Annotated in this window: 16 protein-coding genes; 5 read left to right on the top strand and 11 right to left on the bottom strand. The window is 34.1% G+C overall.

Annotated elements, in window-relative coordinates; all coding sequences use genetic code 11:
- Positions 1 to 304 precede the first annotated feature (304 nt).
- Both AAYQ05_RS17190 and AAYQ05_RS17185 read right to left on the bottom strand, forming a co-directional pair.
- Positions 305 to 2,659, bottom strand: coding sequence for a mechanosensitive ion channel family protein (locus AAYQ05_RS17190; protein WP_343544618.1), 2,355 nt, complete (start codon positions 2,657 to 2,659; stop codon positions 305 to 307).
- A 105-nt stretch (positions 2,660 to 2,764) separates the two neighbouring features.
- Positions 2,765 to 3,013, bottom strand: a complete 249-nt coding sequence (locus tag AAYQ05_RS17185) for a hypothetical protein (RefSeq protein WP_281632758.1) — start codon at positions 3,011 to 3,013, stop codon at positions 2,765 to 2,767.
- A gap of 90 nt (positions 3,014 to 3,103) precedes the next feature.
- Between AAYQ05_RS17185 and AAYQ05_RS17180 the strand changes: the two genes are divergently transcribed.
- The 4 genes from AAYQ05_RS17180 to AAYQ05_RS17165 all read left to right on the top strand — a co-directional run bounded on the left by AAYQ05_RS17180 (position 3,104) and on the right by AAYQ05_RS17165 (position 9,442).
- Complete coding sequence (locus tag AAYQ05_RS17180; RefSeq protein WP_281632757.1) at positions 3,104 to 3,400, top strand: winged helix-turn-helix transcriptional regulator; 297 nt, start codon at positions 3,104 to 3,106, stop codon at positions 3,398 to 3,400.
- A 75-nt stretch (positions 3,401 to 3,475) separates the two neighbouring features.
- Positions 3,476 to 3,853 (top strand): hypothetical protein, encoded by a 378-nt coding sequence (locus tag AAYQ05_RS17175; protein WP_343544617.1) that lies wholly within the window; start codon positions 3,476 to 3,478, stop codon positions 3,851 to 3,853.
- Between the two features lie 80 nt (positions 3,854 to 3,933).
- Positions 3,934 to 8,310: a CusA/CzcA family heavy metal efflux RND transporter gene (locus AAYQ05_RS17170; RefSeq protein ID WP_343544616.1), complete on the top strand. Its 4,377-nt coding sequence runs from the start codon at positions 3,934 to 3,936 to the stop codon at positions 8,308 to 8,310.
- A 1-nt stretch (position 8,311) separates the two neighbouring features.
- The gene (locus AAYQ05_RS17165; protein WP_343544615.1) at positions 8,312 to 9,442 is read left to right on the top strand and encodes an efflux RND transporter periplasmic adaptor subunit; all 1,131 of its coding nucleotides are present in this window, start codon (positions 8,312 to 8,314) and stop codon (positions 9,440 to 9,442) included.
- A 394-nt stretch (positions 9,443 to 9,836) separates the two neighbouring features.
- Here the strand turns inward: AAYQ05_RS17165 and AAYQ05_RS17160 are convergent, their stop codons facing one another.
- The 7 genes from AAYQ05_RS17160 to AAYQ05_RS17130 form a co-directional block, all read right to left on the bottom strand.
- On the bottom strand, positions 9,837 to 11,777 hold the full coding sequence (locus AAYQ05_RS17160) for an oleate hydratase (protein WP_343544613.1): 1,941 nt from the start codon (positions 11,775 to 11,777) through the stop codon (positions 9,837 to 9,839).
- A 137-nt stretch (positions 11,778 to 11,914) separates the two neighbouring features.
- Positions 11,915 to 12,550 carry a ligase-associated DNA damage response endonuclease PdeM gene (gene pdeM / locus AAYQ05_RS17155; RefSeq protein ID WP_343544612.1) on the bottom strand — a complete coding sequence of 212 codons (636 nt, stop codon included), beginning with the start codon at positions 12,548 to 12,550 and terminating at the stop codon, positions 11,915 to 11,917.
- Between the two features lie 5 nt (positions 12,551 to 12,555).
- Positions 12,556 to 15,015 (bottom strand): ligase-associated DNA damage response DEXH box helicase, encoded by a 2,460-nt coding sequence (locus tag AAYQ05_RS17150; RefSeq protein ID WP_343544611.1) that lies wholly within the window; start codon positions 15,013 to 15,015, stop codon positions 12,556 to 12,558.
- Positions 15,016 to 16,617: an ATP-dependent DNA ligase gene (locus AAYQ05_RS17145; RefSeq protein ID WP_343544610.1), complete on the bottom strand. Its 1,602-nt coding sequence runs from the start codon at positions 16,615 to 16,617 to the stop codon at positions 15,016 to 15,018. It lies immediately after the preceding gene.
- Between the two features lie 84 nt (positions 16,618 to 16,701).
- Entirely contained in the window at positions 16,702 to 17,706 is a 1,005-nt protein-coding gene (locus tag AAYQ05_RS17140) for a ligase-associated DNA damage response exonuclease (protein WP_343544609.1), read from the bottom strand.
- A gap of 43 nt (positions 17,707 to 17,749) precedes the next feature.
- Positions 17,750 to 18,136 (bottom strand): YidH family protein, encoded by a 387-nt coding sequence (locus tag AAYQ05_RS17135; protein WP_343544608.1) that lies wholly within the window; start codon positions 18,134 to 18,136, stop codon positions 17,750 to 17,752.
- Positions 18,137 to 18,153: 17 nt separating this feature from the next.
- Positions 18,154 to 18,474 carry a hypothetical protein gene (locus AAYQ05_RS17130; RefSeq protein ID WP_343544607.1) on the bottom strand — a complete coding sequence of 107 codons (321 nt, stop codon included), beginning with the start codon at positions 18,472 to 18,474 and terminating at the stop codon, positions 18,154 to 18,156.
- A 222-nt stretch (positions 18,475 to 18,696) separates the two neighbouring features.
- On the opposite strand from AAYQ05_RS17130, the gene AAYQ05_RS17125 reads away from it, so the two are divergent.
- Positions 18,697 to 18,828: a hypothetical protein gene (locus tag AAYQ05_RS17125; protein WP_262510489.1), complete on the top strand. Its 132-nt coding sequence runs from the start codon at positions 18,697 to 18,699 to the stop codon at positions 18,826 to 18,828.
- Positions 18,829 to 18,913: 85 nt separating this feature from the next.
- Here the strand turns inward: AAYQ05_RS17125 and AAYQ05_RS17120 are convergent, their stop codons facing one another.
- Both AAYQ05_RS17120 and dnaN read right to left on the bottom strand, forming a co-directional pair.
- A complete protein-coding gene (locus AAYQ05_RS17120; RefSeq protein WP_343544606.1) occupies positions 18,914 to 19,543 on the bottom strand; it encodes a DsbA family oxidoreductase in 630 nt (209 codons plus the stop codon).
- A gap of 546 nt (positions 19,544 to 20,089) precedes the next feature.
- Positions 20,090 to 21,208 carry a DNA polymerase III subunit beta gene (dnaN, locus tag AAYQ05_RS17115; RefSeq protein ID WP_111423316.1) on the bottom strand — a complete coding sequence of 373 codons (1,119 nt, stop codon included), beginning with the start codon at positions 21,206 to 21,208 and terminating at the stop codon, positions 20,090 to 20,092.
- Positions 21,209 to 21,266 lie beyond the last annotated feature (58 nt).

The raw sequence follows: 21,266 nt of genomic DNA, 5'->3' as shown, positions 1-21,266 counted from the left end.
GATTTTTTATAAAGAAAGGAATAGGCCAAGTGTAATAAGACAAAAGTAAGGTTCTGCAGGCACTTTTAAAATAGGTGAAAATACCCATTTTTTAATCTTTCACTGAAAATCAGAAAAATATCTCAATGGTTTTTTAGAATTTATCTTATAATATCACAAGATTAATTCTGTCTCAGATATTTCAAACATAACTATTTAATAAAATCTTGCATGAAAAATGCTTATAATACATAATAGACCAGTTTATATACAAAAAGAACTGCCTTATAAAAGGCAGTTCTTTTTGTATTTAGCTTGGTTTTGATTAACTGGAAAAAGTTAAACCCTTGTTTTTAAAACTGATATAAAGCTCTTGTCTTGCTGAACTTATCGTTTCTTCAGTCCTGTATATACTGCACCAAAATTTGATTAAAAGTTTATATTTCCCGTCAGAAATTGAACTATAATATATTTGTGATGGTTTTGAATTGTTTACTAATGGAAGATTAGCAAGCGTTTCGTTTACGATTGCATTAATTTCCTCTGGAATTGTTTCTCCGTTGATTTCAACAGTAATTTCAACCAATTTAAAATTGTCCGTATACGTCCAGTTCGTGATATTTTGCGATAATAAGTTACCATTCGGGATTATAATTTCGGCACCGTTTGGAGCATTGATTTTAGTTGTACGAAGTCCCATCGATTTGATTCGGCCAGATTCGGAACTAATTTCTACGACATCACCAACCTGAATAGGTTTATCAAAAATCAGGATAATTCCCGATACAAAATTGTTTACAACGTTCTGAAGCCCAAGTCCGACACCAACACCTAAAGCACCAAGAAGAATACTCAATTTGTCTAAAGGCATTCCAGAAGCTGCGACAGCAAGCAGATACCCGCTTATAAGAACAACCAATCTTGTGATAAGCAATTTTGAATGCTGTCTTTTATTGATGTTTTCTTCATTTTCATCGTCAATTTCACCAAAGAAATACGCAACATACTTTTGAAGTAAATGTGCTGCCCAAATAATAATAAAGAATAAAACAATATTGCCAAGAGTAAATGTAATGCTTCCTATTGTATTTGGATGACTTAACAGCTTAGTCAGAGAAGCACGAAGCGATTCCCAAATATTCAAATTTGACGCAATCACAATCAGCCACATATAGCTAATAACAATAATAAAAGGTTTTTTTAAAGTATCTGATAAACTTTCATAATCAAACATTTTTTCAATTCCTCTTTTTACTCTAGTAGTGTAAATTTGAAGCAGAATAATTTCCAGAATAATCTTCAAAAGGACACTTAAAGCAACGATTTGAGTAAGTGATATAAAAGCCGTAATGGTTAGCATATTAGAAAGAGAGACTCTTCCAAATAAATTGTAAAGAATTGATAAAATATTTAACCCGATAAAAATGATACTTGCCCATTTAAAAAAGCCTTTTATATAAAGCTCTTCTTTAAGTGTTTTTATCTGAACAAAACCATAACGAATTCCTAAAACATTAATGGCAACAAATGCAAAACGCTGCAATAATCCAATTGTAATAAACAAATCTAGGAAGCAAAGTGCGAAGAATAATCCTAAAAGATAAAGCCAATTTCTCATGGCAACACCAGACCATTGATTTTTGAAAAGAAAAATTAAAACGCCTAAAAGGAAAAGCTGAATCAATTCTAAGAATAAAGCAGGAGCATACAAATTGGTTACAACAGCAATATTCAAAGCGATTACTAATACCGGAAGTAAAACTCCACGATTTAAATATTTGAAGTTTAAAAGCAGAAGATTTTCAGAATAACCATTTGTTTTAAGGAATTTGATGTTTCGAGAAATGTACCAAAATAAAAGTCCCATAAAGAAACATAACGTAATAAGTCCGCCAGCTTTATAGCTTAGATAGTAGGCAGCAACATTTTCTTCGATTATAATTTTTGCTTTAATGTTGTGAGTAACCCTTTTCTTAGAAGCGGTGTCATTAATCTGCCATAGAGAAGGATATTCTTTCTTAAAAATACTGATTCCAGATTTTTCCAGTTTGCCTTCAACAGTTGTCAAAGCATTAGAAACTGAAATTTTGCGTTGAACCGTTAACCTTTTTTTATTGTTTAAAGTAGTCTGGTTTTTAGTCATCAAACTATCAGTGGCAACATATCTCTTTCTAAGGTTTCCGAACTCTTTTTGAAATTGTTTACGACGAATAGTATCCTTTAACAGCGTAATTAAAGTTTTGTCTTTGCGAAGATCAATTACACGTTTTTTAATATTTTCTAGATCGAGATTTTTGGCATTGATTGCTTTATTCTGTTCTTCTAATTCCTGCTGAATTTCCTGCAATACAACACGATACATCTGCTGATTGCGTACATTAGGATTCGCTCCTTTTAAACTGGCTAAAATTAAATCCAATTTGCTTTCTGTACGTTTCATATCGCCAAAAAGATGGCGCGTATCTCCAGCAAAATCAATATCATTATAGGCAGATTCTAATACTTCTCCGGCTTTTTCGATTGCCATTAAGTAATCGCTGTCTGTAGCTGTAGTGTCATTAAAAAGTCTTCCGCGACTTTCTTTTTTGATTGTTTTTTGCTCTTGCGCATAATTAAACTGCGAGAAGAAAAGAAGTAAAAATAAAGAGAAAAAATAAAAGGTTCTTTTTTGAATAATCATAATTTAAGGGCTTATTTGGGAGCCCAAATTTAATTTTTTTTGAATGACTTTCAGTTAAGAAAAATTAAAATTAAAAAACTATAACTGAATATTGAGCAGTAAATTTTATTCCAAATCTCTAGAAGTAATTTCTTGTTCAATTTCTTTAAGAGAATTAGAGTGGGTAATCATAATAAAAGCCACCAAAAAAGGAAATAGTATTAAAATGAGAAATCCTTTTTTTAGAAATAATAATACAATCAGAAATAGAACTATGATGGCAATCACAATCAATATCTTAATTGTCGACTGAATTGTTTTCTGCATTTTTAACAGCTCTTCAATACTCATTTCGCTTGGTTTCTTGGCTTTCATTTTATATTTTTACTTTAGAATTACAACAAATTTTAATTAAAAAACTTTCCAAAACAATAAGTCAATTTTTTTTGACTACCCACAATCATTATGGAAGAAACAGAAACTTGTCCGGCACAAAGACTTTTAAAAATGTTATCTGGAAAATGGAAAGCCGAAATTTTCCGTCTGGCTGTAGAAGCACCTTTGCGTTTTAATAATTTACTGCGTCAGATTCAGGGTTCCAATAAACAATCATTATCTACAGCTTTAAAGGAGCTGGAAGAGGAAGGGCTTTTGGAAAAAACTACAATTAAACTAAAACCGCTCCATATCGAATATAATTTGACAGAAAAAGGAAAAGCTTTAATTCCAGTTTTTCAGCATTTAGAAGGGTTGTCTCAATAAGTCTAAATTGTTAAAAGATATATTATAACTATTTTTCATAGTGAAAAATTATATAATTTGGGTTAAATTTGCCTTGTGCGAAAACAAATTGTCTACATATTCATTTTTCTAATAGCTTCAAACAGCAGTTTTGTACAGCAGTTTTATAAACTGCCAATATTGATTCAGCATTATGGAGAGCACAAAAAACTGATGGACTTAAGTTTTGTAGACTTTTTATCGATGCATTATTGGGGAGAAGATCTCAAAGACAACGACGGCGATCGCGACATGCAGTTGCCTTTTAAAACCATAAGCAGCAGTTCGTTTCACTTTGTTTTTATTTTAGACGACAAAGATTTGCTTCCAATTCCTTTCAATCCAGAATTACCACAGTTAAAAATACCAACTTATAGATCTGATCTTCATTCAGATCCAAATTTACTTTCCTTATTCAGACCTCCGGTAGCATAAGTATTTTTTAAAATTTTTATTGAAGCGACTGAAACGTATTGTTTTGGTGGCTCATTTATTATTTTCTAATTAATACATTTATGCTTAATAAAGTAATTCAGTTCTCAGTTAAGAACAAACTGGCAATTGGAATCTTTACATTGCTGTGGATTATCTATGGTGTGTACGAGGTTACCCAATTACCAATTGATGCTGTACCAGACATCACAAACAATCAGGTACAAATTATTACCACAGCGCCATCATTAGGAGCCGAAGACGTCGAAAGATTAATTACTTTCCCAATAGAACAGGCCATCAGTAATATTCCTCATCTTAAAGAGAGCAGAAGTATTTCTCGCTTTGGACTTTCATTAGTAAGTGTTGTTTTTGAAGACGATGCCGATGTGTATTGGGCCAGACAGCAAATTGCAGAAAGACTCCAGCAGGTAGAAATTGATCGAAATGCCAACAGACCCGAAATGGCGCCAGTTACAACTGGTTTAGGTGAAATATACCAATATGTTTTAAAACCAAAACCAGGTTACGAGGAAAAATATTCGCTAGAAGATTTAAGAACAATTCAGGATTGGACTATTAGAAGACAGCTTTTAGGAACTGCAGGAATTGCCGATGTTTCAACTTTTGGAGGAAAACTTAAACAGTATGAAATTGCTGTAAATCCAGCTAGATTGAAAGCACAGAACTTAACGATTAGTGATGTTTTTACCGCTTTAAATAATAGCAATGAAAACACAGGTGGAGCTTATATCGAGAAAGGGCCAACGGTTTCTTATATTAGAAGTACAGGTTTAGCTAAAAGCATTGAAGATATTGAGAATATTGTAGTTAAAAGTACTCAAGGCGGACTGCCAATTTTGGTAAAAGATGTGGCGAATGTCAAAATTTCGTCGGCTATTCGTTACGGTGCTTTAACTACAGACGAATACGGAGAATCTGTTGGCGGAATTGTGATGATGTTAAAGGGAGAAAATGCCAATAATGTTATTGTCAATGTAAAAGATAAAATTGCTCAAATTGAAAAAATCCTTCCTGAAGGTTTAAAAATTGAGCCTTTCTTAGATCGAACTAAAATGGTGGATAATGCCATCGGAACAGTTGAGAAAAATTTAATTGAAGGCGCTTTAATAGTTGTTCTGATTCTGGTTTTATTCCTCGGAAATCTTAGAGCAGGTTTTATCGTAGCTTCGGTTATTCCGCTAGCGATGCTTTTTGCCATTATAATGATGAATACTTTTGGCGTAAGCGGAAACTTAATGAGTCTTGGAGCCTTAGACTTCGGATTAATTGTAGATGGAGCCGTTATTATTGTAGAAGCCATTCTGCATCATCTTCATAGTTCTAAAAAATACCAGTCGGTTTCGAATATTTCTCAGGATGAAATGGATAAAGAAGTAACTGGATCTGCTGCTCGTATGATGAACGCGGCGGTTTTTGGACAAATTATTATCCTGATTGTTTACTTGCCGATTCTTTCTTTGCAAGGAATTGAAGGAAAAATGTTTAAGCCAATGGCACAAACTGTTGCTTTTGCCATTTTGGGAGCTTTTATTCTGTCATTGACTTATGTGCCAATGGTTAGCGCTTTGTTTTTAAGTAAAAAAATCAGCCATAAAAAGAATCTTTCAGATCGTATTATGGAAAGATTAGAAATAGCATATGAAGGATGGCTGACCAAAGCTTTAGACATCAGGAAAGCAATTGTTATCGGAGCATTTGTGCTTTTCGGAATTGCAGTTTTATTATTCGGAAGAATGGGAGGAGAGTTTATTCCACAATTGGAAGAAGGAGATTTTGCTGTAGAAACTCGTCTGCTTTTAGGAACTAATCTTTCTACGACAACAGAAACTATCACGAAAATTTCTAAAGAATTAAAGAAAGAATTTCCAGAAGTGCAACAGGTGGTTTCGCGAATTGGAAGCGCCGAGATTCCAACCGATCCAATGCCTATTGAAGGAGGAGATATGATTATTGTTTTAAAAGACAAGTCAGAATGGACAAGCGCTTCTTCGTTTCCAGAATTGGCTGATAAAATGACTAAAACCGTTAAGCGAATTGCACCTGGAGTGACAACAGGATTTCAGTTTCCGGTTCAGATGCGTTTTAATGAATTAATGACTGGAGCTAAGCAGGATTTGGTTTGTAAAATTTACGGAGAAGATCTTCAGAAACTTTCAGAATATGCCGAAAAACTTGGGGCTATTAGCAAAACTGTTGAAGGCGCAGCCGATTTATATGTAGAAAAAGTAACCGGAATGCCTCAAATCGTAATTGATTACAATTGGGCAGAAATGGCAAAATATAGTTTACGTGTTGCAGATGTAAATGCAACAATTAATGCCGCTTTTGCAGGTGCTGTTGCTGGAAGTATTTATGAAGGTGAAAAACGTTTTGATATGGTGATTCGTGTGGAAGATAACGGAAGAAAAGGCATCGAAGACGTGCGTAATCTTCTAATTGCAACTCCTTCTGGAATGCAGATTCCGCTTTATCAAGTAGCAAAAGTAGATGAAGTCGAAGGCCCAAATCAGATTCAGAGAGAAAATGCAAAACGAAGAATCATCGTCGGATTTAATGTTCGAGGTAGAGACGTACAGTCAATTGTGGAAGAATTGCAGCAAAAAGTGAATCAGCAGATCAAATTTGATCCAGGTTATTATATTACGTATGGTGGTGCTTTTGAGAATTTACAGCAAGCAAAAGCAAGATTGGGAGTTGCAGTTCCAGCTGCTTTATTAATGATTTTTGCTTTGTTGTATTTTGCTTTCAGATCGTTCAAAGAAGGAATTATCATTTTTACCGCAATTCCGTTATCTGCAATTGGAGGTGTCTTTGCATTAGTTATGAGAGATATGCCTTTTAGTATTTCTGCAGGTGTCGGATTTATTGCGCTTTTTGGAGTAGCCGTATTAAACGGAATCGTTTTGATATCAGAATTCAACCGAATTCAAAAACATGGTGAAATCACAGATCCATTTGATATTATTCTATTAGGAACCAAAAACAGATTGCGTCCGGTCTTAATGACAGCGGCTGTAGCTTCTTTAGGATTTTTGCCAATGGCTTTAAGCAACGGAGCAGGAGCAGAAGTGCAACGTCCGCTAGCAACTGTTGTAATCGGCGGATTGGTCACAGCAACTCTTTTAACATTGTTTGTCCTTCCAGCCATTTATTTAATGACGTATCACGCTAAAGTTTTTACGAAAAAGAGAAAAAAACAAATGAATAATCTAACCATTTTATTAGGCATTCTTTTTATTGGTAATATGGCAAATGCACAGCAATTACCAATTTCGTTAGACGAATCAATTTCAATTGCGATTCAGAATAACAGAACAATTAAATCGGCTAAACTAAACGAACAGTCAAAAAGCCATTTGCAGAAAACGGCTTATAATCTTCCGCAAACACAAATAGATGCCGATTATGGCCAATTTAATAGTGCGCAGAAAGATACTCGTTTTGGAATCAGTCAGACTTTTGCTTTTCCTACTGTTTACAGCAATCAGAAAAAAGCATTACAAGCCGATTTTAATAAAGCTAAAGCCGAAGTGCAGCTAACTTCTCAGGAAATTAAAACCAGAGTTCGTAACAGCTATTATGATTATTTATGGCTCGAAAGCAAAAAAGAACTTTTGGTTTATGCCGATTCAATTTATAGAATTATGGAGAAAAAATCAGATTTACGATTTAAAGCTGGTGAAGCCAATGTTTTAGAAAAAAGTGCTTCGCAGTCTGCCAGACAATTTTATAGCAATCAATTGGTAATGGTAAACCGAGATCTTGAAATTGCTTTAAATCTGTTTAATTCTGTTCTTCAGGATAAAGTTGCCTACGCCCCGAAAAGAGAAAAAGTAAAAGCAGTTTTGAAACCGTCATTAGTTGAAAATTTAAAAGCAGAGAATCTTCCAGCTGTTCAGCGTTCACAATTTGAATCGGAATCTGCAAAGTGGAGATGGAAAACAGAAAGTGCAAAACTGCTTCCAGAAATTACTTTAGGTTATAATAATTTAAGCATTATTGGTGCTCAAACCAATGCTTCAGGTCAGGAAGTTTATTACGATAGTTCACAAAGATTTAATTATATCAATGCTGGGCTTTCAATCCCGATTTTCTTTACAAGTCAGACAGAACGAAAGCGTGCAGCAAAAGCAGAATATGAGAGTTACGTCGAGCTTTCTGAAGCAGCTAAAATTGAGATGAAAACCAATCTGGAAAACGCTGATAGAGAAGTGAAAAAATATCAGGAAAGTTTAGAATACTACGAAAAAGAAGGTTTAAAGAATGCTCAAACTATTATTGAAGCTTCAAGTAGTCAGCTGCAAAATGGTGATATTGATTATCTGCAATGGGTTTTAGTAGTAAATCAAGCTATTACAATCAAAAGCGAATATCTAGATGCGCTCAATGCTTATAATAAAGCAGTTGTAACTCTTCAAAATCTAAATAACATTTAAAATGAAAAAATATATTGCAGCGTTTATAGGCGCTATATTTCTATTGTCCTGCGGAAATAAGAAAACGGAAGAAAATAAAGATGCTGAAACTAAAAGCATTAATATCATTAAATTAAGCCCTGAACAGGTTAAAAATGCGGGATTAGTAAGCGGTAATCCGACTTTGAAAAATGTGAAGGAGATTTTGAAATTGCAAGGAACAGTAGCTGTTCCGCCAAAAAGCGTGATAAGTATTAGCATTCCGCTGGGAGGTTATGTAAAAAGCACCAATTTAATCGCAGGAATGAATGTGCAGAAAGGACAGGTTTTGGCTGTTTTAGAAGACATGCAGTTTATTGAATTGCAGCAAGATTATCTTATGGCCAAGGAAAAGTTTGAACTGGCGCAAAACGAACACAAAAGACAAAAGGAACTTAATCTAAACAAGGCTGCAAGTGATAAGGTTTTGGAACAGATTACAACTGAAATGCGTACGCAACGTATCACAATGTCTTCTTTGGAACAAAAATTAAACTTATTAGGAATTAATGCTAAAACATTAAACGTAAATAATATAAGTAAAACCATAAAAGTAGTTTCGCCTATTAATGGTTTGGTTTCTAAAGTAAATGTCAATATCGGAAAATATGTAAATCCGACTGATATGCTTTTTGAATTAATCGATAAAAAAGACATTGTTTTAACTTTAAATGCATTCGAAAAAGATGTTGCGTCGCTCTCTATAGGCCAAAGTGTGATGGTTTATGCAAATGCATCTGATACTAAAAAATACGCAGCAAAAATTGCTTTTATCAATCAAAGTCTAAACGGTGATCGTGCAGCTGAAATCATCTGTAAAGTGAATACATACAATCCGGCACTTTTGCCTGGCTTGTTTGTGAATGCAGAAGTTGAAATTGAAAACCAAAAAGCATTAACAGTTCCAGAAGATGCTGTAGTGCGTTGGGAAGGTAAATTTTATGTGTTTACAGAACTTGGAAATAATCAGTTTCAAATGGTAGAAGTAAAGTCTGGAGTTAAAAATGAAGGTTATAATCAGATTATTTCTGATGCTATTTCTACTTCTTCAAAAATAATCGTAAAAAATGCTTACACCTTATTGATGTCTGCCATGAATAACGATGAACAATAATGTTTATTTTCTGATTACAATTTAGAGTTAAACAAGAAAACCCAGTAAATTTAGTTTTACTGGGTTTTTGATTTTAAAAACAGTTTTATTTAGGTTTTGTTTCGATTTCGATTGTATTTCAATTTCTATTTGAATAGAATTTCAATTTTATTCCAATTCTTTTCTAATTTCATTCCGTAGGAATGTCTCATCGGTAGAATTAGAATTTAACCGTGTATTTACGTTCCGTAGGAACGTTTTGTTGGTAGAAATTTAGATTACGTTTAATTATTTGACCATATTTTTTTCGGTAAAAATCAGGTGTCCCTACAGGACACATTTCAAAACAATATCATATTTTTTTACCGACCAAATATTCCTAACGGAATATTATTTGATCGTTTAAATGAATTATTTAATCTTTTATGCCTTTAATCCAATCCTTAAATCGATTAACCTGTTCGGCAATAAAAGATTCATGTTCCTCTTTATCTTCTTCAATTGGTGGCAAAACATGTTCAAAATAAGTGCCTTTAAGAACTTTATGCAGAATGCTTTCTCCTAAAAATGCTTTTCCATCATTCAGTGTTCTAACTGCTTTTAGCAAATGTCGAATATCATATTGCAACGGATTAATATCTGGAACTTGTTTATTTAAATTCAATAATTTGTAAACCGCAATTCTAGCCGTTCTAATCGAACTTTCCATAGTAAAGACAACATCATTATTTGTTTCAACAAATTGTCCAATTAAGCCAAGATTTTTGCATCCTTCAGGAACAACTCTAGGACGATCGCCTTTTGCTCTCGGCATAAACATCGATGTGATGTAAGGCATAAATGCAGTTCGGACGATCGTGTTTTCTACTACATTATCCAATTTATCTAGAATTCCTACATGGAAACATAGTTCGGTTAAGATTTCATCTCCAGTACATTCGGGCATTACTTTTTTGATATAATTTCCAGATTTATCCATAAATAAGGCATAAACCCAAAGGACTAAAATATCATCTGGCTGATCTGGAAAATGAGGCTGTCTGTTGCAAGTAAAACTCATTAGCCAATTAGAATCCGTGATCGTGATAATTCCTCCAGTAACTGTTTTTCCAGAATACGGATCGTTTACCGAGTATTCTTTTAATTTTTCTACAAGAGCAGAAGGTCTGCATGTAAGCGTAACCGATTCCCAAGATGATTTTTCGATATTGGAACAGAATTTTTCTGGTTTACCAAAAATAGGAGATTTTGCAGCAAGATTTTTCCAGAGCATCCATCCCGCACTTTTTCCACTTGTAGAGTTATCGATTTTAATAATTGGAGCCGTTTTATTATCTCCATAAAAAGTATCTTCGGTCATAGAACCAGTGGTTACAATTACAAAATCGTCTTTGCCAATAGGATGTCTGGTTTCTTTTCCTTCGTGTTCAGTAATAATTCCTTCTACCAATTTACCTTCAGTATTACTTTGAATAACTAGATCTTTGATTAAAGTATGAAATTTAATGTTCACACCTTTTTCTTCAAGGAATTTTCGAAGCGGTGTAATAAAGGTATCGTATTGATTGTATTTTGGAAAAACTAAAGAAGAAAGATCGTTTAATCCGTCAATCGCGTGAAGAAAGCGATGCATATATAATTTAAGCTCTAATAAACTGTGCCAGTTTTCAAAAGCAAACATGGTGCGCCAAAAAGTCCAGAAATTGCTTTCGAGAAAAGTTTCGCTAAAATAATCTTCGATAGTCAAATCGTCTAACTCGTCTTTTCTTTTCAATAAAAGTTTAACGATTGCCAGCTGATCTTTTTTGTTTAAACCAAATTTGCTGAAGTCTTTTATTTCTCCATTTTTATGAATTAATCGCGCTTTAGAGTAATTGGAATCATTATCGTTGATTAATCGATATTCGTCTAAAACCGTGTAAGGAGGTGGCATTTCTAGAGCTGGAATATCCTGAAAAATATCCCATAGGTTCTCATAAGTCATATCCATTTCTCGTCCGCCTCGAATAATATAGCCTTCTTTCGGATTTCCTGCTCCGTCGAGGGAACCTCCGTCAATATGAAGCTGTTCTAAAAAAGTGATGTTTTTAGCGGGAATTCTTCCATCGCGAATGAAGTAATAAGCAGCTGCCATTCCGGCAATACCGCTTCCTACAATATAAATTTTGCTGTTTTCATACGATTTGAGAGGAATACCAATGTTACGCTGGTAATTTCCAATCTGATCTGAAAACGGCATTGATTTTTCTGGGGTGTTTAACTGCGTTTCTGTACTTGAATCGGGTTCATGATTAACATTTCCGTAGGTTGGAGAATTGTTTAGGACTTTGTCAAATTTTGATGTAATATTCTTCATTTTCAAAGCTTTATAAAGTTAATCCAACTAAAGTAAGGTTAAATTATAAAACTTTGGTATTGTATTTTATATATTAAAATTGTATATTTTTGCTAAATATTAATAATTTATTAATTTATTTTTACCAAAACATTACGTTATTCTTTGTTAATTTGAATAACTTCATTTCCGGCAATAGCATAAATAGTATCGTCAAAATTAGGCTTTAGAAAATATTTTCCAGTAAACTCACCAAAAGCTGGAAGTATAATCTGATTGGGTCTGCAAAAGAAACAGTGAAGCTTTAAAGTCTGCAAACCCAAGCCACGCAAGACAATTCCAGGATGAATGTGGCCTGAAAAATTAAATAAATTTTCTTTTTCGGTTGGATGATGCGTGAAAAAGAAATGGTCAATTTCTAAAATCTCTGTAACAATCACTCCAATTTTTTTATAATGAATTTCATCAATAATATCATGATTCCCTGTTATTAAATAGGTCTCTTGTTTATGATTCGAAAGCCATTCCTCAAATAAATTCCATTCTGTATTTTTGATGCTGTGAAATAAATCTCCCAAAAAAATGATTTTTTCAGGAAGAAAATAATCCAAAACGGCTGTGATTTTCCTAAAATTTTCAGAAATAGCATTTTGCGGAATAGCGATTCCGTGTTTTCTAAAATGTGTCACTTTTCCCAAATGCACATCAGAAATAATAACCGTTTTTTGCTTTTCCCAAAAAACAGCACCACTGGCATGAAGTATAAAGTTTTCGTTTTGTATTTGAATATTCATAAGGTCTATTTCATGTATGATGCAGTCATTTTCTGAATTCTTTCGGCTAGAGTTTCACTCGAAAGCTTTTCTCTCAATCGATCGGTAATAATTGGAAAACTAAAAGGGGTTGGTTTCAAGCATTGTTTCCAGATAATTTTTTGATTCGCAATTCGTTCCAAAGCCAATATCAAACGTTCTTCTTCTAACTGATGCTCAAAGGTTTCACGGTAGGCTTGATGCAATAACAAGTTATCGGGCTCAAAATCTCTAAATACTTCAAACAGCAATTGCGAACCGCTTTGCAAATGTTTGGTCTTAACCATTTTTCCCGGAAAACCTGTAAAGACCAATCCTGAAATTACCGATATATCTCTAAATTTTCTTCTCGCCATTTCGGTTGAATTTAAACTTTTCTGCAAATCGTGATGCACATATTCGGTTGAAAATAAATTATTGTCTAAAACGGCTTCGATATCTATTTCCTGATCTGAAAGCAATTCGAAACCATAATCATTATAAGCCAAAGAAAATGTGATCGATTGCAGTAAACTAATTCTAAATGCCAATAAACTGGCTAAAGCTTCATGAACAAAGCGTCCCTCAAATGGATAAAAAATGGCATGAAATCCTTCTCGGGTTTTAAAAGTTTCAATCAAAAATTCATCTGAACTTGGCACAATAGATTCTTTTCGCTGTCTTTGAAATAAAGGCTGTAAAGCTTTTAATTCTGGCGAAAGATTATCGGTATTGGCTCGATATAATTCTTTTCGAAGCAATTCGCTCATTTGAGAAGAAAGAGCCAAACGTCCGCCCATCCAGCTCGCAATTTTAGATTCTTTCTTCGGACTCGCTTTTTTTACCAAAACCTGCATGTTCCTGATTTTGAATAATTCCAGTTTTTTTCCAGCAAAAATAAAAGTATCGCCCGGTTTTAATTTCGAAATAAACCATTCTTCAATCGTGCCGATATAACCGCCACTGAGATATTTTACGTTCATCACAGCATCGCCAACAATAGTTCCAATCTGCATTCTGTGGTGCATGGCAATCATTCTGCTGTTTATTTTGTAACAGCCGTTTTCGTCAATCTCCACTTTTTTAAATTCGTCGTAAGCATGAAGACTTTGACTTCCTTGTGTGATGAAATTTAAAATCCAGTTCCAGTTTTCATCCGAAATGGTTTGATAACTGAAAGTTCCCTGAATTTCTTTGAAAATTTCGTTTGGATAAAATCCGTCAGAAACGGCAAGCGTATTAAGGTATTGCACCAAAACATCCCAGCTGTTTAAATACGGGACACGATCTTCTATCACGCTGTTTTCAACCGCTTTTTTCAATGCAGAAGCTTCTATTAATTCAATGGCATGAGTGGCAAGAAAATAAATAACACTTTCTTTTCCAGGCTGATGTCCGCTTCGTCCGGCGCGCTGCATGAAACGGGCAACGCCTTTTGGGCCTCCGACCTGAATTATTGATTCGACAGGAGCAAAGTCAACACCCAAATCTAAACTAGAAGTGCAGACTACGACTTTTAATTCTTCGTTCCGAATAGCATTTTCAACCCAAAGTCTGGTTTCCCGATCAATACTTCCGTGATGCATGGCCATTTCTCCAGCAAATTCAGGATATTTTTCTAATAATCTCTGATACCATATTTCGCAAGCCGAACGAACATTGGTAAAAATAAGCGTCGTTTTACTGGTTTTTATAATTTTTGCGGCTTCATCAATCAGATGTAATCCCATGTGTCCGCGCCATGGATACGTATCCATTTTGTCTGGAATAATGGAAATAACTTTTATTTTCTTGTTAATTACCGCTTTGATTAAAACGGAATTATGATACGCTTCAGAATCTACTCCAAGCAAAACTTCCTGCGCTTGTTGTAGATTACCAATTGTGGCTGAGATTCCCCAGATTCGAATATTTTTAGCAACGGTTTTTAATCTTGATAAGGCTAATTCAACTTGTACGCCACGTTTGGTTCCGAGTAATTCATGCCATTCGTCAATTACGATGGAACTGCAATTTTTAAAAATATTTGAATACGCTTTTGTGGCTAAAAGCAGTTGCAGACTTTCGGGAGTTGTAATCAGCAAATCGGGCATTTTGGTTTTTTGCTTGGAGCGTTCTGCAGAAGATGTATCTCCCGACCGAATCCCAACTGTCATTGGGATGTCTAAATCTGCTAAAACTCGCTCTGCGGCTTGTTTTATTTCGACAGATAAAGACCTTAAAGGCGTAATCCAAATCGCTTTTAATCCTGAGTTATGCTTGATTTTGTAATTCGGATTTTCTTTAATATAGTTTAAAATGATAGGAAGCCAAAGCGCATAGGTTTTTCCGCTTCCAGTTGGAGCATTTAGCAAGCCGTTTTTGCCCTGCAAGAAAGCAGTCCAAGTCTGGGTCTGAAACGGAAAAGGTTTCCATCCCTGACTTTCAAACCATTCGCTGGCGATCTTATATAATTGCTCTCTATTCATTTATAAAATCATGTTTTTTAAATCTTCGATTGAATTGGCTTCTTCAATTTTTTTGTCGTGTCGCCATCTTAAAATACGCGGAAAACGGGTTGCAACTCCGCTTTTATGTCTTTTGGAAAGGGCAATTCCTTCAAAACCAATTTCGAAAACCAACTTCGGCGTAACGCTTCTAACAGGTCCAAATCTTTCTAAAGTATTTTTTTTGATGAAATCATCGACCATTCTACACTCGGCATCAGTTAAACCAGAATACGCTTTCGCGAAAGTGACGAGTTCACGTTCCTTATTTTCATTTTCCTGCCAAAGCGCAAAAGTATAATCGGTAAACAAATTAGATCTTCTGCCGTGACCGCGCATGGCGTAGGTGAGAACGGCATCAATCGTTAATGGTTCAATTTTCCATTTCCACCAATCTCCTTTTTTTCTTCCAACTAAATAGGGAGAATCTTTTCGTTTCAGCATTAAACCCTCGCTTTTCATTTCACGCGATTTTAATCTTTCGTTTGTAACATCTTCCCAAGTTGAAAAATGAATTCTTTCTGAAAGCTGTAACGGAATCTCTTTTCCAATTAAACCAGTAAATAATTCTTCCAATAAGGTTCGGCGTTCTTCGTAAGGAAGATTCCGAATATCTTTTCCCTGCCATTCCAATAAATCGTAAGCTTTAATAATAACTGGCGTATTTTTTAAAACAGAAGCCGATACATTTTTACGACCAATTCGGGTTTGTAGATCATTAAATGTCCCAATTTGATTGTCTATAAAAGGAAGAATTTCGCCGTCTATAACCGTTCCGTCGGGAATATTGCCAATGAAAGATTGAAATTCTGGATATTTATCGGTTACTAATTCTTCGCCACGGCTCCAAACGTAAATTTCGTTATCGCGAATAATGGTTTGAGATCGAATTCCGTCCCATTTATGTTCGGCGCTCCAGTCTTCGGGATTTCCAAGATTTTCAATTTCACCTTCAATTGGATATGCCAAATAAAAAGGATAAGGTTTCGATAAATAATCGCTACTTTTTTCGTCCAAAATCAATTCTTGAAACGTAATCGTATTCGGATTCCAGTCGCCCATTAATTTATAAGCGAGTGTATCTTCATCAATATTTTCGGCTTTAGAAAGTGCTCGAGTCATTAATTTTTGACTTAAACCAATTCTGAAACTGCCCGTTATTAATTTAGTAAAAACGAATCTTTCGTAATAATTTAAATTCAGCCAGTTGGTTTGTAAATATTCTTTTTTCTCTGAGTCAGTTTTCTTTTTTAAGGCAATGATTTCCTGTAAAAATTCAGTTAGACTTTTATCAGAATGTTCTTTTGTGGTTGGAATTACAAGCGCAATCGTTTCGGCCAAATCACCAACAATATGGTAACTTTCTTCAAATAGCCAAAGCGGAATATTAGCCAATTCGTTTGCCCATAAACGTAATAAAGTCGTATTAACGGGTCGGGGAGGGCGACGATGCGAAAGAATAGCGATTGTCCAGACTTTGTCTTCGTCGTTTGCTTTTAGGAAATAATTCGTCAGCGCATCAACTTTTACCGATGTTTTATTAGAACTGTCTAAGGTTTTTATAAGCTCGGCAAAGTTTTTCATTTTTTTTGTTGTAAAGTGTTAGATGTAAAATGTGAGAGGAGGTTAAATGTTGTCTTTTTACATTTAACTTTTTACATTTTACAATTATTCTTCATCTGTATTATTGGTTTCTCCTTCATATTGCGTGTTTGCTGTTCTGGCATCATAGCCTAATTCTCTTAAATATCTCGAGAAAATATCTGAATATCCATGAGTGCAGATGACTCTTTCTGCGCCTGTTGCTTTTATGCTTTCCAATAAACCGGTCCAGTCACAGTGATCGCTTAAGACAAATCCACGGTCAACGGCTCGTCTGCGTCTTGCACCTCTAAAAGCCATCCAGCCGCTTGCTGTTCCTGTTACAAAAGGAGTCATTTTTCTAATCCAAGTGCTTCCATGTGCGCTTGGCGGAGCAATTACAATATTGCCTAATAAATCTTCTTTTTTAGTTTCGGCAGTTACTCGTATAGTTGGAGGCAAATCAATCATTTGGCGCGTAATATTGGTCATATTTTCTATTGCGCCATGAGTGTAAATTTGTCCAATGTTTGTATCTAGATTTTTTAATAATCGCTGTGCTTTTCCTAAGGAATATCCAAACAAGACAGAGGTTTTTCCTTCTGCACGATTCTCAGCCCACCAATTATTAATTTCAGTCATAACATCTGCTTGCGGTTCCCATTTAAAAGCGGGAAGTCCGAAAGTACATTCGGTTATGAAAGAATGGCATTTTACGACTTCATATGGAACTGAAATTCCGTCGTCTTCTGTTTTATAATCGCCTGTAAAAACCCAAATTTCACCTTTGTATTCCACTCTAATTTGTGCTGAACCAATTATATGGCCAGCAGGGTGAAAAGAAAATTTTACGCCGTTTATGGTAAAAGTTTCATTCCAACCTTTTCCTGAAACATTAATATCTCCAAGTCGATATTTTATAATGGGAATATTGGAATAATGAGTAATATAATTTTGGTGTCCCCATCTAGCATGATCAGAATGACCATGTGTTATTATGGCATTGGTAACTGGCCGCCACGGATCAAGATAAACATCTGCCTGTTGGCAGTAAATTCCTTTGTCGTTAAATTGTAATAATGGCGGATTCATTTTTTTAATTAGATCATTAGGAAATTTGGCAATTAAATAATTTTTACGCGCTTGCTGCGATAATTAGATAAGCTATAAGTGATATGCTCAATACAAAAAGCATCATTGTAATAAAGGTAAGCATTGCGGTTGAATATTGATACTTTCCTTTTTTTAATAGTTTGATAGTGTGAATGTACCGCAGATAAGACAGCAAAATAGTTAATGCGCCAGCAATTAATAAACCAATCCCTAAATAGATGGTAAAGTTACTATTGGGCGGGACAGTTTCTGCTAAATGTTTAGCGGGAACCTGTTTTAGAAATAAAGAAAATTTTACTGCCACAAATCCGAAAACCATGATTCCAATTCCAGTACGAAGCCATGCTAATAAAGTTCTTTCATTAGACAAATATTCATTCATAACTTCCTGATCATTTTTTGGTGACATAACTGTTTTAGTTTTTTTTAGTATTCATAATTTCGATAAGGTGGACAGTTGTATTTATCATCTTCATTATCTAAATTATAGCTATCATAAGGATTAGCATCATCATAAGTTGAAAAAGGAGTATTATCCTCAGCAACATTTAATCCGCTTTCAATAATTTGATAGCAATCATTAGAATAGCAATTATATTGATTTCTGTAGTTGGTATCTGGATTTTGCCCTGAAGTAAACTCTTCATCCAAAGCTTCATTTTCATGTGCAGTATCAATATGATCAGGTTTTCTGCACTTAAGATTGTTTAATCTTGCAATTTTTAGGTTGTTGCTATCTGTACTCATAACTACTATTTTTAAGTTGTAATTTTTCGACTTTTGATATATACAAATTTGAAAATTAGATACTTGAAAAAATTATAAGATTTGATTTTAATTTTACATGATTCGTTTCTGCAAAATTTGTCTTAATTTTTATTTTATAAAATTCAATTATAATTCTGTAAAATAAGCATTTACGTATTTTGCAACTTTGTATATATTAATTATTTAAAAAATTATAACATTATGGAAACTTCAAGAAAAGATTCGAAATCTGGAATGAAAGATTCTGGAAAAACTCAAAAATCAACTTCTGGTTCTAGAGGAAAAAGCACTACAACAAAATCAAACGATTCTAAAGGTAGAGCTGGGCATTAATTTTTTAGTTTATTAGATAACTAAATAATAAAAGCGTGCTGTTTATATATAGACAGCACGCTTTTAAGTTTTATAAGGCTAAAGTTTATTTTAAAACCTCTTGAATTGTTTTTACAAAAGTTTCTACAGGTTGAGCTCCTGAAACAGCATATTTACGATTAAATACAAAAAACGGAACACCTTGAACACCAATTTCTCCGGCTTCTTTAATATCAGATTGCACTTCTTTTAAATATAAAGTATCGCTTTCTAACACTTCTCTAATTTCATTTTCTTCTAAACCGGCCTGAATACCTAATTCTATTAAAGTAGGACCGTTGTTTAAGTCTCGTCCATCAGTAAAATACGCCTTAAAGAATATTTCTTCCATTCGATCGCCCATATTTTTGGTTTTAGCCAATTGAATAATTCTATGTGCATTTAAAGAATTCGAGATTACTGCCTTGTCAAAATTGTAATCTAAACCAACACTTTTAGCGCGTTCTGCGACACCTTTGTGCATTTCTTTAGATTGTTCAATAGACATGCCTTTTCTTTCTGCTAAGAACGTGTAAACGTCCATATCAGGTTGAGCAGTAATAGTTGGATCAAGCTGAAAACTTTTCCATTCAATTTCAAATTCGTCATTTGGAAATACTGCAAGCGCAGTTTCCAACTGTCTTTTTCCGATATAACAAAACGGACACATGATGTCCGACCAAATTTCTATTTTCATTTTACAAAGATACGGAAAATTGTTTGCTTCAAGTTTCAGGTTTCAAGATTCAAGTTGATATACTATGCGTATATTTTTTACCGCAAAGTTTGCTAAGGTTTACGCAAAGGTCAGTTTTCTTTTTTCTAAAGTCTTTATAAAGAATTTAAATACACAAATCTTTACGCTCTTAGTATTCTAAAACAATCTTAAGTAAGAATCTTAGCGAACTTTGCCTAAAACCTTTGCGAACTTTGCGGTAAAAAATATACGCATAGTATATCAACTTGAAACCTGAAACTTGAAACCTGAAACTTGAAACCTGAAACTTGAAACCTGAAACATGAAACATGAAACCTGAAACATGAAACCTGAAACATGAAACCTGAAACTTGAAACCTGAAACTTGAAATAAAGAAAATCAAATAAAAAACCGCAACTCTTTATGGGAATTGCGGTTTCTAGGTATAAAAAATGGTTGGTTAATAGCGATATCTTTTTTTTTACAATGATATATCTTTTATTTAGAACTAAAAAATATCCCTGTAACAGAAAGAAACTTTAATGTTAACTATTTAACATTACAGGCATTACAAGCATAGTAACTGTTTCTCCTTCTTCTAAACCATCAACTGGCGTTAAAATACCAGCTCTATTTGGTAACGACATTTCAAGCATAATCATGTCAGATTGTAGGTTTGTTAGCATTTCAGTTAAGAAACGAGAGTTGAAACCAATTTGTAAATCATCTCCTTGATAATCACAAGTCAATCTTTCTTCTGCTTTGTTCGAGTAGTCAATATCTTCTGCAGAGACATTTAATTCTGCTCCAGCAATTTTCAAACGAATTTGATGTGTAGTTTTGTTAGAGAAAATGGCAACACGTTTAACAGAACTTAAGAATAAAGAACGGTCAATCATTAATTTGTTTGGATTTTCTTTAGGAATTACCGCTTCGTAATTAGGGTATTTTCCGTCGATTAAACGACACATTAAGATATAATTGTCAAATGAGAAAGTCGCATTCGAATCGTTATATTCAATTTTTACTTCAGCATCAGAAGTTCCTAAAATACTTTTTAAAATGTTTAAAGGTTTTTTAGGCATAATAAAATCTGCCACTTGAGACGCTTTTACATCTGTACGAGCATATTTAACCAATTTATGAGCATCTGTAGCAACGAAAATTAATCCTTCTGGTGAAAACTGGAAGAAAACTCCAGACATTACCGGACGTAAATCATCGTTTCCAGCAGCAAAAATAGTTTTACTAACCGCAGTTGCCAAAACTTCTGCAGGAACAAGTGTTACAGATGGATCTTCAAGACTTACTGCTTTAGGGAATTCTTCTCCTGCAGCATAAGCCAATGCATATTTACCAGAATTAGAACTAATTTCTACTGTGTTGTTATCCTCAACAGTAAAAGTTAACGGCTGCTCTGGGAACGTTTTTAAAATTTCAAGCAAAAGTTTTGCAGGAACTGCTACGCTTCCTTTGCTTGTAGAATCGATCGATAATGTAGCCGACATTGTTGTTTCAAGATCTGAAGCCGAAACGGTCAACTCATTGCTGTTTAGTTCAAATAAAAAGTTGTCTAAAATAGGCAACGTATTGTTACTATTGATTACACTACCTAAAACTTGTAATTGTTTTAATAAGTATGAACTCGATACTATAAATTTCATCTGTTTTATTTTATTTTTTGATGGATGCTCTAGCCAATAAAGGGCTAAATATACGGAT

The organism is Flavobacterium movens, from assembly GCF_039581425.1.
Taxonomy (GTDB): Bacteria; Bacteroidota; Bacteroidia; order Flavobacteriales; family Flavobacteriaceae; genus Flavobacterium; species Flavobacterium luteolum.
The sequence above is the reverse complement of the archived record's forward strand: the minus strand, read 5'-3'. Positions and strand labels throughout refer to the sequence as shown.

Bases quoted from the DNA above. Each gene is read 5' to 3' on its own strand.
- AAYQ05_RS17120 (WP_343544606.1), bottom strand. From the start codon at position 19,543: ATGAAAATAGAAATTTGGTCGGACATCATGTGTCCGTTTTGTTATATC.
- AAYQ05_RS17190 (WP_343544618.1), bottom strand. From the start codon at position 2,659: ATGATTATTCAAAAAAGAACCTTTTATTTTTTCTCTTTATTTTTACTT.
- AAYQ05_RS17165 (WP_343544615.1), top strand. From the start codon at position 8,312: ATGAAAAAATATATTGCAGCGTTTATAGGCGCTATATTTCTATTGTCC.
- AAYQ05_RS17125 (WP_262510489.1), top strand. From the start codon at position 18,697: ATGGAAACTTCAAGAAAAGATTCGAAATCTGGAATGAAAGATTCTGGA.
- AAYQ05_RS17160 (WP_343544613.1), bottom strand. From the start codon at position 11,777: ATGAAGAATATTACATCAAAATTTGACAAAGTCCTAAACAATTCTCCA.
- AAYQ05_RS17135 (WP_343544608.1), bottom strand. From the start codon at position 18,136: ATGTCACCAAAAAATGATCAGGAAGTTATGAATGAATATTTGTCTAAT.
- pdeM (WP_343544612.1), bottom strand. From the start codon at position 12,550: ATGAATATTCAAATACAAAACGAAAACTTTATACTTCATGCCAGTGGT.
- AAYQ05_RS17150 (WP_343544611.1), bottom strand. From the start codon at position 15,015: ATGAATAGAGAGCAATTATATAAGATCGCCAGCGAATGGTTTGAAAGT.
- AAYQ05_RS17170 (WP_343544616.1), top strand. From the start codon at position 3,934: ATGCTTAATAAAGTAATTCAGTTCTCAGTTAAGAACAAACTGGCAATT.
- AAYQ05_RS17185 (WP_281632758.1), bottom strand. From the start codon at position 3,013: ATGAAAGCCAAGAAACCAAGCGAAATGAGTATTGAAGAGCTGTTAAAA.
- AAYQ05_RS17140 (WP_343544609.1), bottom strand. From the start codon at position 17,706: ATGAATCCGCCATTATTACAATTTAACGACAAAGGAATTTACTGCCAA.
- AAYQ05_RS17145 (WP_343544610.1), bottom strand. From the start codon at position 16,617: ATGAAAAACTTTGCCGAGCTTATAAAAACCTTAGACAGTTCTAATAAA.
- dnaN (WP_111423316.1), bottom strand. From the start codon at position 21,208: ATGAAATTTATAGTATCGAGTTCATACTTATTAAAACAATTACAAGTT.
- AAYQ05_RS17180 (WP_281632757.1), top strand. From the start codon at position 3,104: ATGGAAGAAACAGAAACTTGTCCGGCACAAAGACTTTTAAAAATGTTA.
- AAYQ05_RS17130 (WP_343544607.1), bottom strand. From the start codon at position 18,474: ATGAGTACAGATAGCAACAACCTAAAAATTGCAAGATTAAACAATCTT.